Consider the following 14,151-nt stretch of genomic DNA (forward strand, 5'->3'; position numbering starts at 1 on the left):
TCATTCCGGTAGATCACGTAGTACGTCAACAATTTCTTTCTCCAACTTGATGGCGACGTCCCCTGCAATGGGAAAATCGGAAGACTTCAAACCCAACTCGTGCACTACCTGGGAGAAGCTGATCCCTTGACGGTCGAGCCACGACCGATACTTCGGCCAGGCATCTCCGCTCTTGCTCAACCACTTGGCAAAGCTCGCGTCCTTCGTCGGGAAATATTCCTCCAAGCCGTCCGGGACGGACTCCGGCATCTGGTGATCACGGTTCGCCGCAAGCATCCGCAGGAAGGCGTGCACATGCTCCTCCGGCCGGCACGAGGCCCGGCGCAGGATCTCGTAGTCGCCGTGAGTCTGCATCCACGCTTCCCGTGAGTCACGCGTGTGCATCTGTAGTTCGACGAGGAACCCGTAGGGAGTTCGTAGGGTGCAGTTGAATCCGTAGAACCTGTTACCCGCCCGCCAGAAGTTCTTGAGGTCCGACTGTGGAACGGAGAACCCGGCTTCCGTGAGGCCCGCAAGCACCAACTGAACGCCCCGCAGGTAGTTCACCCCGGTTGGCATCTCAAACAGGAACCGGAGGACGTCGTTCACCGTCTGCGAGAACTCCTCGACCCCAATGTTCAGGCCCCGCGTCTCATCGACGAACTTACGTGCCAGCGAACCGAGCCCTTTGACGCGCGTGGCGCGGTCGCGCAACTGCACCGGCTCTTCAAGACCCAGGGCCTCCGTCACGTTACGCCCGACCTGATCTAGAGCCTCTTCGACTCGATCGGCGACCGCGAGGGCTCGCTGCCGAAGCTCGGTCAGAGCGGCCAACTCCCCTGCGGTAAGTTGCGCCAACTCATCGGCTGGATCACCCAGGTCATGTGCTGTGGTCGGATCACCGGTTGGCCTGACCGGGTGTTGCGCCGAGCCCGGGCCGTCGAGGAGCAGGTACATCCGGTTGATGTACGGGTCGCCGTGGCCGCCGTCGTCGTGCGTCGGCGGGTGATGCGGCAGGTCGGGCCGTTCGCTGAACCGGCCCCGGGGTAGTCCGCCGAGCGGCATCGGTCGGCCGTCTCCGCTCAGCACCAGCGCGTCGATGCCGACCACGTTGGGGTAGAGCGGCCGGTCCCGGACCACGCCGTTCTGCGGGTCCACGTAGAGCACTGTGCCGTTCTGGTTGAGCGCCACCCAGGCGTGCGAACCGCCGTGCGCCCACTCGGTGACCAGGAACGAGTAGCTGCCGTGGCCGCCCAGCAGCAGTTGGTCGTGCAGGTTGCGGTAGCCCCGGTCGGCGGCCTGCCGCGCCTGCGCGGAGTCCGTACGTTGACCGGACGCCGGGGCGAGGAGTTGCTGGAAGCGCCCGCCGGTCACGTCCTCCACCCGACCTGGGCCGCCGGCCTCGCCACGGATGGGGCGCCGGATGTCACCGTCGAGGTAGCCGTCGAAGGTTCGGGGCGCCGACACGCGGGGTCGCCCGTGCACCCACGTCTCGAACAGGGACAGCGTGCAGTCCAGGCAGTTGATGCCCCGGGTGGCGTCGGCCGCGGGGCCGCCGTCGTTGAGCAGCCCGAACCAGCCGCCGTGTCGGGGGTCGGCGGTGCGGGTGACGGTGCCGTCCGGCTCACGGGGCATCTGTCGTTCGACGTCGACCTGGTGCAGGGCGAGCGGTGGCCGGAGTCCTCCGGGCTGCCCGTACGGCCGGGAGTCGTCGATCGGCGGCGGATCGTCGTCGCCGGTGAGCCTGGACGGGCCGGAGGTCTCCACCGCGCCGAGCGCGAGAGCACCCACGTCCCGGTTGGCATGCTCGAAGGTGGCGCTGATGTCCACCACCGGCGGGGCCGTGGTGCCGGCCAGCACCGCGTCTGCCACGTCACGCCATTCGGCGTACGCGCGAGCTTCCTCGTTCGCGGCGCGCTGCCAGCCGTCGGCCCACTGCCGGTTGCCGGCCTGGTGCAGTTGTCGGGCGTAGGTGGCGTACTCGACGGCTCGGCGATCGTGCTCCACGGCACGGGTGCGCAGTCGGGCGGCCTCGGCCTGCCGGCGGTTGTTCTCGAACCCGATCCGCAGCGATTCGTAGTGGTCCTGGTAGCGCCGCCGCTCGGCGGCTTCCGCCGCTGCGGCCCACTGCGCCGCGTACGCGTCGTTGGTCTCGGGCTCGCGCACCGACGGGGCGCCGAACGCGGCCACGTCGACGGGGATCGACGCCCGTCCCCGGGCGGGATGGTCGGCCGCTCGCACCGGTGCGGGCGTCTCCCGGGTCGGGACACGCGACGGCACGGCGAACCGACCCACCGCCGGTGGGGTGGAGGCGACCGGCAGGGGCCCGTTGGTGGTGGTCGGGACGCCGAAGGTGACCGGTGCCGCCGGGCCGGGGGTGATCGTCGGTGCGGAGGGTCCGGTCGTCGGAGACCAGGTGGTCGGCCCGGCGGTGCTGGGGTGCGGCGAGTTGCCGGGCTGGACCGGCGGCACACCGGTGGCAGCCGGCCCGCTGCTCGATTCGAGGGGACCGACCACGGGCGCGGACGCCGACGAAAGCCTCGGATCGGCACCCACCACAGATTGACTCGGATCAGCCACCGCCGAGGTGGCCGGATCGGCAGCCGACGCCGACGCGACCGGACCGACAGCCACCGCCGATGTGGCCGGGTTGACGGTCGCCGCCGAGAGCGTGGGGTCGGCCGGGTGCGGAACGCCCGCTCTGTCGCCGAACGACCCGCCCGTCGAGGGTGTCACCTCGGACGCGCGCACCGAACGGTCCACCACGTCCATGTCGGACAACGCGCCAACCAGCATCGGGGACGACGTCTGCACGTCGGGCGCGACCGGAGACGCCAGCCCGGCTCCCCGTGACTGCTCGACAACCGGTGACGTCGGCGCAGCCGACTGGTTCGGCGCCGTGGTGGCGACGCTCTCTGTCGCCTGCGCCGGAATGCCCGCAGCCGTAACCAGACCGCCCGAGGCCACACCACCGACAGCCCCCGCAGAAACAGCCCCCGCCGAGGCCGAGGCCGCAGCAGACGAGACTCCGAGGGAGGGAGACGCCCCCGCGGAGGCCGCATCCCCCGTGACAGGCGGCACAGACGGCAGGGATGGACCCGTGAACGATGCTCCGGCGAGGGCGTTGGCCTGGGCATCGAGCCGGGCGCGTAGCGCGTGGTCGGTCTGCCCGGTCGCCGAACCGGTGGCCCCGGACGCGGCGGCGCGCGCCACGTCCTCCATCGAGGTCAGGCCCTGACCGGTGGCCAGGCTCGCCGCGCTGTCGGCGAGCACCTCGCCGGTCATCTCCCGCCCCAGGTGCTCCCCGACCTTCGCCGCTCGCCCGGTCGCGTGCCGGCCCAGGCCGGCCAACGGTGCCACCGCCCCGCCGGCCAGCCCGCCGACGGCAGAAGCACCGAGATCGGTCAGGTCCAGGCCGTGTGCCCGCCCGGTGGAGTTCTGGTACGCCTGGGTGGCCAGGGTGACACCGGCCTCCTCGGTGGCCTCCTCCAGCCCTCCCCGGGCGGCCCGCTTGGCGAGACCGCGCGCACCACCTCGAGCGACCTCCTTGGCGGCCCGCTCGCCGGCCTCCTTGAGCCCGTGCTTGAGGGACTTGCTGGCCAGTTGGCCCATCAGCCGCTTGAAGATCTGTTGGACCAGCAGCCGCGTCGCGGTGATCGCCGCGCCGGCGGCCGGGGTTGCCGCGCCGGCGGTCAACACCGCCGCCACCGCCACGGTCAGCAACTCGATGACCAGGATGCCCAGCTCGATCCAGACTTCCAGCTTGGCGCCCTCAATGTCGCAACCGCACTCCTCGACCAGTCGGCCCAGGTCGGCCGTGACCGCGAGCAGCACGGGCAGCGGGGCGTCGGCGCCCTCGGCGATCCCCCGCCAGGCCGCCTCGAACGCCGCGTCGACAGCCCCTACGCCGCCGTACCCGTTGTGCACCTCGACGGCGGCCGCGGCGGCGTCGGCGTGCGGCCCGGCGAGCACGGAGGCGACCGCGTACCACTGGTCGGCGACATCCCAGACGGCCCGCTCGTCGCCCTCCGGCCACTGCACGCCGACCACCCAGTCGAGGGCCTCGTAGATCCAGCCGGGCACGTCCCACGGCGCGTAGTCCAGGGGGTGCGGGATGGGGCTCGGCAGCACGCTCATCGGAATCGTCGGCCGTCAGCGCCGCTCGGCGGCCCGACCGACCCGGGCGGCGCTGGCCCCGTCGGTCTGCACGCTCGCGTCGACCGCCTCGGCCACGTCGCTGCCCAGCTCGGTGAGCCGGTGCCCGACGCCGGCCCAGGCCCGCAGCACGGTCTGCTCGAACCCGCGGTAGTTGCGCTCGAAGGCGGCGCCGATGTCGTCGCGACCCCAGGGCCGGGCACCGCTGGCGGCCTCGATCGCGCCCCCCTCCGCCGCACGACGGGCCGTCACCGCCTCGCCGGCGAGCGCCAGGTCGGCGCCGCCCCGGCGGGCCCGGGAGGGATCAAGCCAGAGCTGTCCGTCGGTCATGGCTTCGCCTCACCCTTGCCGAGTACGGCGTCGGCCCGACCGAGCAGCGTGGCGTAATCGCCGGTCTTGAGGAAGTCCGTCGCACCGGAGCCGGCCGGCATGCTCTCGGCGACGAGGTCGCGGGTGGCGTCGGCGGCGGCGGTCGCGGCGGCCCGGATCGTTTCGGTGACCTTTCGGCCGAGCGCATCAGCGTCGCGGTCCCGGTAGATGGCCGCCGTCAGCTCGACCTCGATCAACTGGCCCTGCGCGCCCACGGTCGCCGACACCTGCCCGTCGGCCGACCGGCGGGTCACCCGCAGCGCGGCGAGTCGCGTCTGTAGGGTGTCCAAACCGGATCTGAGCTGCTGGTACTGCCCATAGACGTCGTCGAATCGGGCCCGTAGCTCGCGATTGACACCCCGGTCCGCCTGTTCGTCCACCGCCGCCCTCCCGTCACCGTCGGTAGAGCGAGACAATACCGGCCGCCATCGATCCGTGTAGTCCGGTAGTTTCAATGCGTGATCGACCGACAACAGGCCGAGCAGCTCGCAGCCACCTGGGCCCGCCGTGACTCACAGCGCCTCGGCCACGAGTGCACCCCGATGGTCGACGAGTTCGACCTGGGTTACGTCATCACGTCCGTCGTGCCCACCGAGGTGCGCACGGTGCCGGGTGACCTGCCGACGACAGTCATCGACAAGCAGACCGGCAAGGTCACGACCTGGCCTCGGGTGCCGAGCACCGTGGTGGCGGAGCTGTACCGGCGCAGCCAGCCCGCGGGGCCGACAGCTCCCCGCACTCTCGACCCGTCGAGCCTGCTGGTCCGGGAAATCCATCGAGGCGCCACCCCGAACACCGCCGCGCACCTGACCATCGACGGACGGATCTGGACGGCCCAGGGCACGAAGGCCGACGTGCCGCTCAACCACCATCCGCTGGTAAGTGACTATCTGCGCCAATTGCCTCCCGGCGAGCTGGTTCGCGGCGGGGAGGCTCACGCCGAGCTGATCGTGGTCTCCGACGTCCTGCACGAGTACGACCACCGCCGCGCCGCCGAGGGCATAGCGCCGATGGGGCGGGCCGAGGCGGCGGCGCTGCTGGAGGGCGCCCGCTTCGAGATCTTCCGAATCCGTGAGCCGGGCGATCCCGCTGGTGGGCCCGCCGAGCGGCCCTGCGACTCGTGCATCGCCTTCCTGGTGCGGGCGAACGTCCTGCCGCAGTCGGCTCGCGCCTACACCGAGACCTGGAACGCGCCGGAGGCAACCGACCCCGATCCTGGGCGGTTCCCGGCGGAGGTCGCAAACGCGCTGGTCGCGGCCGGTTGGCGGCCGCACATCGGGGATCAGATCATGGCCGCCGCCGCCGTACGGGACGTCACGTCGGTGCCGGGGCGCAACCATCGGCACGAGGTCTTTCCCGCCGCCGTGGAGGCGCTGACCGCGTTCCCCAGCCTGGTCGGTGCGCGGCGCGGCAGGGGCGAGCAGGTGTGGATCTCCCGTTTCGACATCCGCCCGCACACCATCGCGCACACCGCCGACACCCTCGCGGACTTCGGCGCGGTGCTCGGCGTACGCCTCTTTCCGATCGGCACCGAACAGCAGGACAGCATCCTGGCGGTGGACGAACGCGGCCGGGTCTTCGCACTCGACCAGGCCGGCGAATGGTTCCTCGGCGACACCATCGACGCCGCGCTGACCACCCTGCTGCTCGGCCGCGCCCCCGCCCGGGTCCGCGACGACGGCACCTGGCAGGCCGACCCCAGTTAGAGCGTGAGGCCGGTCAGCACCATGACCCGCGGCTCGGTGTAGTCGTCCATCGCGCTGCGCAGCCCCTCCCGGCCGACGCCGCTGCCCTTCACCCCGCCGTAGGGCATCTGGTCGGCGCGGTACGACGGCACGTCGCCGACGATCACCCCGCCCACCTCCAGCGCGCGGGCGGCGGCGAAGGCCACGTCCAGGCGCCGGGTGAAGACGCCGGCCTGCAAGCCGTACGCCGAGTCGTTGACCGCCGTGAACGCGGCCTGGTCGTCGGCGACCGGGGTGACCACCAGCACCGGTCCGAACACCTCCTCGGCCACGACCTTGGCGTTCGCCGGCACGCCGGTGAGCACGGTCGGGGGGTAGGTCGCGCCGTCGCGGAGGCCGCCCACCTCGACGGTGCCGCCGGCGGCGACGGCCTCGGCCACCCACGTCTCGACCCGGCGGGCCGCGTCCTCGGACACCATCGGCCCGACGTCGGTCAGCTCGGACGCGGGGTCCCCGGTCCGCAGCCCCCGCACCGCCGCCACCAGCCGGGGCAGGAAGTCGGCGTGCAGAGCGTGGTGCACGTACACCCGCTGGACGGCGATGCACGACTGGCCGGCCTGGTAGTTGGCGAACGTGGCGATGCGCTGCGCGGCGAAGTCCAGGTCCTCGTCGGCGGTCCAGTCCGCACAGAGCACCGCGGCGGCGTTGCCGCCCAACTCCAGCGTCACGTGCTTCTCCGGGGCGGCGCGGCGGATGGCAGTTCCGACCGGCCCGGAGCCGGTGAACGACACCACCGGTAGCCGGGGTTCGGTGACCAGTTCGGCGGCGCGGTCGTTGGGCAGCGGCAGCACCGAGAACATTCCGGCGGGGAGGTCGGTCTCGGCCAGCAGTTCGCCGAGCAGCAGCGCGGTCAGGGGCGTCGCGGGAGCGGGCTTGACGATGATCGGCGCGCCGACGGCGATGGCCGGCGCCACCTTGTGGGCGACGAGGTTGAGCGGAAAGTTGAACGGCGTGATGCCCAGCACCGGCCCGCGCGGCACCCTGCGGACCAGGGCGATCCGCCCGCCGGCGGCGGGGTCGGTGTCGAGTCGTTGCAACTCGCCGGAGAAGCGGCGGGCCTCCTCGGCGGCCCAGCGGAAGGTCGACACCGCACGCCCGACCTCGGCGCGGGCCCACTTGAGCGGCTTGCCGTTCTCCGCGGTGATCAGGGCGGCGATCTCGCCCGCGCGCTCGGCGAGCCGCCGGGACACGTGGTCGAGGGCCGCCGCGCGGGCGTGCGCGGGCAGGGCCGCGGCCTGCGCGGCCACCCCGGCCGCCGCGGCGACGGCAGCGTCGACCTGGTCGGGCGTGGCGACTGTGGTACGCCCCACCGGGCGGCCGTCGTACGGGTGGTGGACGGTCAACTCACCCTCGCCGGTGGCGGGGCGGGAGGCGACGAAGAAGGCTGCGGGCTCCACGCCGAGCAGAGTAGCCGAGCGACCAGCCGACGGAAACAGTCGCGATAACCCTTGTCTGCCGCGAATTCAGTAGCGAAGATGGCAGAGAGATTGCGATAACCGCCGCAGAACAGCGCCCCCGGCCCCCTCGGAGTGATCCCTCATGAGTGACCAGCAGCAGCTGCGCAACTTCGTCAACGGCTCCTACGTCGACCCGTCCGATGGCGGTTACGCCGACCTGGTCGACCCCTGCACGGGTGAGGTGTTCGCCCAGGCCCCGGTCTCCGGGGCCGCCGACGTGGACGCGGCGATGAGCGCCGCCGCCACCGCGTTCGAGAGCTGGCGGGAGGTCACCCCCGCCGAGCGGCAGCGAGCGCTGCTCAAGCTCGCCGACGCCGTGGAGGCGCGCGCCGCCGAGCTGGTCGACGCCGAGGTCCGCAACACCGGCAAGCCCCGCCAGCTCACCGCCGAGGAGGAGCTTCCGCCGGCGGTCGACCAGTTCCGGTTCTTCGCCGGTGCCGCCCGGATGTTGGAGGGGCGGTCCGCCGGGGAGTACCTGGCCGGGCACACCTCCTACGTGCGGCGTGAGCCGATCGGCGTCTGCGCGCAGGTCACCCCCTGGAACTACCCGCTGATGATGGCGGTCTGGAAGATCGCCCCCGCGCTCGCCGCCGGCAACACGGTGGTGCTCAAGCCGTCGGACACCACCCCGCTGTCGACGCTGCTGCTCGCCGAGATCGCCGCCGAGTTCTTCCCACCGGGGGTGTTCAACGTGGTCTGCGGCGACCGGGACACCGGTCGTACCCTCGTGTCGCACCCGACCCCCCAGCTGGTGTCGATCACCGGCTCGACCCGCGCGGGCATGGAGGTCGCCGCCGCGGCGGCCCCCGACCTGAAGCGCACCCACCTGGAGCTGGGCGGCAAGGCCCCGGTGGTGATCTTCGACGACGCGGACGTGGCGGCGGCCGCCGAGGCCATCGCGCTGGGCGGCTACTTCAACGCCGGGCAGGACTGCACGGCGGCCACCCGGGTGCTGGCCGGCCCCGGCGTCCACGACGACTTCGTGGCGGCGCTCGCCGAGCAGGCCCGCAACACGAAGACCGGCGCCCCGGACGACGCCGACGTGCTCTACGGCCCCCTGAACAACGCCAACCAGCTCACCCGGGTCAGCGGTTTCGTGGACCGCCTGCCGGACCACGCGGCGATCCAGACCGGCGGGTCCCGGCAGGGCGAACGCGGCTACTTCTACGCGCCGACAGTGGTCTCCGGGCTGCGTCAGGCCGACGAGATCATCCAGGACGAGGTGTTCGGGCCGGTCATCACCGTGCAGCGCTTCTCCGACGAGGACGAGGCGGTGCGCTGGGCCAACGGCGTCGACTACGGCCTGTCCGCATCGGTCTGGACGCGGGACCACGGCCGGGCCATGCGGATGACCCGTCGACTGGACTTCGGCTGCGTCTGGGTCAACACGCACATCCCGTTCGTCTCGGAGATGCCGCACGGTGGCTTCAAGCACTCCGGGCACGGCAAGGACCTCTCGGTCTACAGCCTGGAGGACTACACCCGGATCAAGCACGTCATGCACAACCTGGGGAGCTGACCCATGCCGTCGAGCGAGGAGCTGCACAAGCGGCGCGGCGATGCCGTGGCCCGGGGTGTCGGCAGTGTGATTCCGTCCTATGTGGACCGCGCGTCCGGCGGGACGATCACCGACGTGGACGGCCGGGAGTGGATCGACTTCGCCGCCGGCATCGCCGTGACCAGCGTGGGCAACTCGGCCCCGAGGGTGGTCGAGGCGGTCCGGGCGCAGGTGGAACGGTTCACCCACACCTGTTTCATGGTCGCGCCGTACGAGTCGTACGTGGCGGTGTGCGAGCAGCTCAACGCGTTGACGCCCGGTGGGTTCGCGAAACGCTCGGCGTTGTTCAACTCCGGCGCGGAAGCGGTGGAGAACGCCGTCAAGGTCGCCCGGCACGCCACCGGGCGGCCGGCGGTCGTGGTGTTCGACCACGCGTACCACGGCCGGACCAACCTGACCATGGCGCTGACCGCGAAGAACATGCCGTACAAGCACCGGTTCGGGCCGTTCGCCGGGGAGATCTACCGGGTGCCGATGTCGTACCCGCTGCGCGATGGTGGGCTCTCCGGCGCGGAGGGGGCGGCCCGGGCCGTCGAGATGATCGAGAAGCAGGTCGGCGCGGAGAACGTCGCCGCGCTGCTCATCGAGCCGATCCAGGGCGAGGGTGGCTTCGTCGTACCCGCGCCGGGTTTCCTGCCCGCGCTGCGTGCCTGGGCGACGGCGGCCGGCGTGGTCTTCGTCGCCGACGAGATCCAGACCGGTTTCTGCCGTACCGGCGACTGGTTCGCCTGTCAGCACGAGGGCGTCGAACCCGACCTGGTGACCCTGGCCAAGGGCATCGCCGGTGGCCTGCCGCTGGCCGCGGTGACCGGTCGGGCCGAGCTGATGGACGCGGTGCACGTCGGTGGGCTCGGCGGCACGTACGGCGGCAACCCGATCGCCTGCGCCGCCGCGCTGGCCACCATCGAGACCATGCACGAGCTGGACCTGGCCGGTGCGGCCCGACGGATCGAGTCGGTGCTGGTCCCCCGGCTACGGGCCATCGCCGAGCGGGATCCCCGGGTCGCCGAGGTACGCGGCCGGGGGGCGATGCTCGCCGTGGAGCTGGTGCTGCCGGGCACCCTGACCCCCGACCCGGTCGCCACCGCGGCGATCTCGGCGGCCTGTCACGCCGCCGGCCTGCTCACCCTGACCTGCGGCACGTACGGAAACGTGCTGCGCTTCCTGCCCCCGCTGGTGATCTCCGACGGGCACCTCGGTCGGGGTGCCGACCTCCTCGACGCCGCCTTCGGGTGAGCGGCGGAGGGGCCCGGTGCACGGGCCCCTCCGGCGACGGGCCCGGTGTGCCGGGCCCGTCCGGCGATGTCAGCGAAGCACCTCGACAGTGTTACGGCGCACCAGGTTCTTGCCCGGCTCGCGGATCTGCTCCATGGCGGCGGAGTTGAGCAGCACGCAACTGCCCGACGGGCCGGTCACCGTCACAGTGGTCGCCCGGTTGTTGTCCAGGTTGGTCACCCGCAGCCGGGTCCCGACCGGGAACTGCCCACTGGTCGCCGCCGGTCCGGCCGCCTCCTCGAAGAAGGTGATCGCCCCGGAGCACGCCGATCGGGGCGCCGGGCCGGGTACGCCGGGAGACGCGGCGCCGGGGCGGACGGTGCCGGGGGCCGGAGCGCCGGCGGGCGGGGCCGCGCCGTCGACGCGTTCCACCACGTTGCGGCGGATCACGTTCTTCCCCGGCTCGCGGACCAGCTCCATGGCCGCCGCGTTGAGCAGCACGCAACTGCCCGACGGGCCGGTCACCGTCACTGTGGCCGCCCGGTTGTTGTCCAGGTTCGTCACCCGCAGCCGGGTACCCACCGGGAACCGGTCGCTGGTCGCCGCCGGCGCCCCGCCCTCCGCGGAGAAGGTGACCGAGCCGGAGCAGACCGACGACCGTGCCGGGGCCGTGTCGGCGAACCCGAAGCTGGTCCCCACCGACACGCCCACCGCGGCGAGCACCGCCACGCTCGCTGCCAGCACGTGCCTGCGCTGCACCTTCATCGCCGTCACTCCCGTCCTCGGTGGTGTCCTTCACTCACCGGTACGGATCGAAGCGTCCTACCGTTCAGCCGGAACGGGTATCGATCGTGCGGCGGCCAGGTCCACCGGCCCGTACCGGGTGCGTGGGGCCCCGGTGCTCAGCGCCCAGTAACGGTCGCCGTACGACCAGTGCCACCACTCGGTCGGGTAGTTCACCATCCCCGCGCCGCCGAGGGCGTCCACCATGATCTGCCGGTGCCGACGGGCGGTGCCGCCGATCGTCGGCGCGGCGGTGAAGCAGGCGTCGGCGCTGTCTTCCGGGGTGGCGTCGATGGCCGTGCCCAGGTCCAGTTCCACGCCGTCGTCGGTGCAGAGCGTCAGGTCCACCGCGCCACCCGTGCTGTGCGGGGCCACCTCGACCGGTGCGACGAACTTCGTGGTCTCCCGGTGCAGCCGCTGCGGCGACCAGTCCGGGTGCCGTCGGCGCAGCTCGTCGCGGTAGCCGGTGAAGATGGCCAGTTGCGCCTGGTACGGCCGGTAGCCCTCGACCACCAGCAGGCGCAGCCCACCGGGCAGGGCACGCTGCGCGGCCAGCAGGCGGTCCACGACACCGGCGCGCAACCGGGCGTACGCCCCGGCCGGGTCGGCCGCCCGGCCGTCGAGCCGCAACTCCGGCAGCTCACGCAGGTCCACGAACTCCTCGCCGTCGTCGGCGCTGGGCACCGCCGCCACCCGGGGGTCGGAGAGCAGGATCATCGGACGCTCCCCGCCGTGCTCGCGGGCCGTTCCGCGTGCCGGAGCCGGGCCAACTCGACGAGGCGGTCCACCACCTCCCGGTAGCTGACCCCGACGGCGGCCCACACCTTCGGGTACATCGAGTGCGCGGTGAAGCCGGGCATCGTGTTCAGCTCGTTGACGTACAGCTCACCGGACGTCTCGTCGTAGAAGAAGTCGACCCGGGCCAGACCCCAACCGCCGATCGCGGCGAACGCGCGCAGCGACAGCTCGCGGACCCGCGCGGTCACCTCGTCCGCCAGCACGGCGGGGACGATCATCGGGTCGGCGTCGCCGAAGTACTTCTGCTGGTAGTCGAACCAGCCGCCGCTGACCTGCACCTCGCCCACCGCCGACGCCTCGGGACGCCAGCCACCGAGCACCGCGCACTCCAACTCCCGGCCGGCGATTCCCTGCTCGACCATGACGAGTTGGTCGTGGCGAAGCGCCTCCTCCACGGCGGCGACCAGGTCGTCACCCTCGCCGACGCGGGAGATGCCGATCGACGAACCCATGCTGGCCGGCTTGACGAAGAGTGGCCGGTTCAGCCCGGTCACCAACTTCTCCGGGTCGTCGACCGCCCGGTAGGCGTGCGCGTCGAACGACACGTACGGGGTGACGGGGATGCCCTCGGCGCGCAGCGCCCGCTTCATCGCCACCTTGTTCATGCCGACCGCCGAGGCGAGGATGCCGCACCCGACGTACGGCACGTTCAGTGACTCCAGCAGCCCCTGCACCACCCCGTCCTCGCCGTACGGACCGTGCAGCACGGGGAAGACCACGTCCAGCTCGGCGTGCACCGCGCCGGGGGCGTTGCCGGCGGACACCTGCACGACACCCGGACGCCGACCGGCCCGCAACTCGACGGCCGGCCCGGTCACCACCAACTGGTCGTCGATGGCCCGCTCGCCGGCCGGCCGATCGCGCAACCCGGCCAGCAGCGCGTCGGGCATCAGCCGGAACCCGCCGCTGCGGGTGACACCGATGGCGACAGTGCGGTAGCCGCCACCGGCGAGCGCCCGGGCCACCCCGAGCGCGGAGGCACAGGAGACCTCGTGCTCCGCCGACGGTCCACCGAACAGGATTCCGATCCGAACTGGCGCGCTCACGCCGCCGCCCCTTCCGCAGCCAGGTCGGCGGATCGCGGGGCCATCAACCGGGCCACCAACGCCGCCTCCACGTTTCCGCCGGTCAGCACCACGCCGACCGTCCGCTGCCGGTCCCCGTCCGGTGGAAGCCGGAGAGCGCCGGCCAGGCCCGCCGCCCCCGACGGCTCGGCGAGCACCTTGAGCTCCGTCAGGATCAGCCGAAACGCCGCCGCGATCTCGTCGTCGTCGACCCGGACGACCCCGCGCAGCGTGTCCCGCACGATGGCGAACGGCAGCTCCCCCACGCAGGACGGCCGCAGCCCGTCAGCGATGGTGGGCGCCGGTGCGACCGGCACGCGTACACCTGCCGCCAGACTGCGGGCGAGCGAGTCGCAGCCCACCGGCTCCACGCCGTACACCTCGATGCCGGAGCCGGCGGCGGCCAGGCACGCGCCGGCCACCCCGCCACCACCACCCACCGGTACGACCAACACGTCCAACGGCGTCCCCACGCGCTCGGCGTCCTCGATCAGCTCCAGGCTCGCGGTGCCCTGCCCGGCGATCACGTCCGGGTGGTCGTACGCGTCGACGACGGGGTGACCGCTCTCGTCGCTGAGCCCGTTGGCCACCGCCACCCGCTCCTCGACGCTGGTGCCGGCGAACACCACCCGCGCTCCCGCCGCGCGCGCCCGGTCGACCTTCGTCGATGCCGCGTCGACCGGCAGCACCACTGTCGCCGCGAGCCCGTGCTGCCCGGCCGCCAGCGCCACCGCCACCGCGTGGTTGCCGGTGCTCTGCGCGATCACCCCGGTGTGGCCGGCCGCCGCGAGGCGGCCAACCGCGCGCAGCGCGCCCCGCATCTTGTACGAGCCGCCGTGCTGGAGGTTCTCCGCCTTGAGCAGGACCCGTGCCCCGGCAAGCCCGTCGATCACCGGGGACCGCAGCACGGGGGTACGGACCACGCGGCCGGCAAGCCAGCGGCTGGCCTCCTCGACATCGGCCCGGACCTGGCCAACGGTGCGTGTCATCGTCTCTCCTTTTTCGGGCACACCACAGGCGGGGTCCAG

General features: G+C 72.4%; 11 protein-coding genes. 3 read left to right on the forward strand and 8 right to left on the reverse strand.

Annotation, left to right across the window (positions count from 1 at the left end; genetic code table 11):
• Genes ACFYP0_RS07390 through ACFYP0_RS07400 form a run of 3 tightly spaced genes read right to left on the reverse strand, consistent with a single transcriptional unit; the run spans position 1 to position 4,883 of the window.
• On the reverse strand, positions 1-4,116 hold the full coding sequence (locus ACFYP0_RS07390; protein ID WP_356975926.1) for a toxin glutamine deamidase domain-containing protein: 4,116 nt from the start codon (positions 4,114-4,116) through the stop codon (positions 1-3).
• Positions 4,117-4,131: 15 nt separating this feature from the next.
• A complete protein-coding gene (locus ACFYP0_RS07395) occupies positions 4,132-4,464 on the reverse strand; it encodes a hypothetical protein (protein WP_355494398.1) in 333 nt (110 codons plus the stop codon).
• On the reverse strand, positions 4,461-4,883 hold the full coding sequence (locus ACFYP0_RS07400; protein WP_124856981.1) for a YbaB/EbfC family nucleoid-associated protein: 423 nt from the start codon (positions 4,881-4,883) through the stop codon (positions 4,461-4,463). Before ACFYP0_RS07400 ends, ACFYP0_RS07395 begins: the two co-directional genes overlap by 4 nt.
• Before the next feature lie 78 nt (positions 4,884-4,961).
• Between ACFYP0_RS07400 and ACFYP0_RS07405 the strand changes: the two genes are divergently transcribed.
• Complete coding sequence (locus tag ACFYP0_RS07405) at positions 4,962-6,209, forward strand: SUKH-3 domain-containing protein (RefSeq protein ID WP_355494399.1); 1,248 nt, start codon at positions 4,962-4,964, stop codon at positions 6,207-6,209.
• Here the strand turns inward: ACFYP0_RS07405 and ACFYP0_RS07410 are convergent.
• Positions 6,206-7,645: an aldehyde dehydrogenase family protein gene (locus ACFYP0_RS07410; RefSeq protein WP_386995006.1), complete on the reverse strand. Its 1,440-nt coding sequence runs from the start codon at positions 7,643-7,645 to the stop codon at positions 6,206-6,208. The two genes, ACFYP0_RS07405 and ACFYP0_RS07410, sit on opposite strands and share 4 nt — an antisense overlap.
• 142 nt (positions 7,646-7,787) lie before the next feature.
• Between ACFYP0_RS07410 and ACFYP0_RS07415 the strand changes: the two genes are divergently transcribed.
• Together ACFYP0_RS07415 and gabT are read left to right on the forward strand one after the other, a co-directional pair.
• Positions 7,788-9,224 (forward strand): gamma-aminobutyraldehyde dehydrogenase, encoded by a 1,437-nt coding sequence (locus tag ACFYP0_RS07415; RefSeq protein WP_386995008.1) that lies wholly within the window; start codon positions 7,788-7,790, stop codon positions 9,222-9,224.
• A 3-nt stretch (positions 9,225-9,227) separates the two neighbouring features.
• Entirely contained in the window at positions 9,228-10,499 is a 1,272-nt protein-coding gene (gabT, locus tag ACFYP0_RS07420) for a 4-aminobutyrate--2-oxoglutarate transaminase (RefSeq protein WP_355494401.1), read from the forward strand.
• Between the two features lie 69 nt (positions 10,500-10,568).
• Here gabT and ACFYP0_RS07425 read toward each other — a convergent pair whose 3' ends face one another.
• Genes ACFYP0_RS07425 through ACFYP0_RS07440 form a run of 4 tightly spaced genes read right to left on the reverse strand, consistent with a single transcriptional unit; the run spans position 10,569 to position 14,112 of the window.
• Entirely contained in the window at positions 10,569-11,243 is a 675-nt protein-coding gene (locus tag ACFYP0_RS07425; protein WP_124856991.1) for a hypothetical protein, read from the reverse strand.
• A gap of 57 nt (positions 11,244-11,300) precedes the next feature.
• Positions 11,301-11,978, reverse strand: a complete 678-nt coding sequence (locus tag ACFYP0_RS07430) for a M15 family metallopeptidase (RefSeq protein WP_124856993.1) — start codon at positions 11,976-11,978, stop codon at positions 11,301-11,303.
• Entirely contained in the window at positions 11,975-13,105 is a 1,131-nt protein-coding gene (locus ACFYP0_RS07435; RefSeq protein WP_124856995.1) for a D-alanine--D-alanine ligase family protein, read from the reverse strand. The genes ACFYP0_RS07430 and ACFYP0_RS07435 overlap by 4 nt, the downstream gene beginning before the upstream one ends.
• Positions 13,102-14,112, reverse strand: a complete 1,011-nt coding sequence (locus ACFYP0_RS07440; RefSeq protein WP_124856997.1) for a threonine ammonia-lyase — start codon at positions 14,110-14,112, stop codon at positions 13,102-13,104. Before ACFYP0_RS07440 ends, ACFYP0_RS07435 begins: the two co-directional genes overlap by 4 nt.
• Positions 14,113-14,151: the final 39 nt, after the last annotated feature.

The sequence above is a fragment of the Micromonospora arida genome (genome assembly GCF_042873195.1).
Classification (GTDB): Bacteria; Actinomycetota; Actinomycetes; order Mycobacteriales; family Micromonosporaceae; genus Micromonospora; species Micromonospora arida.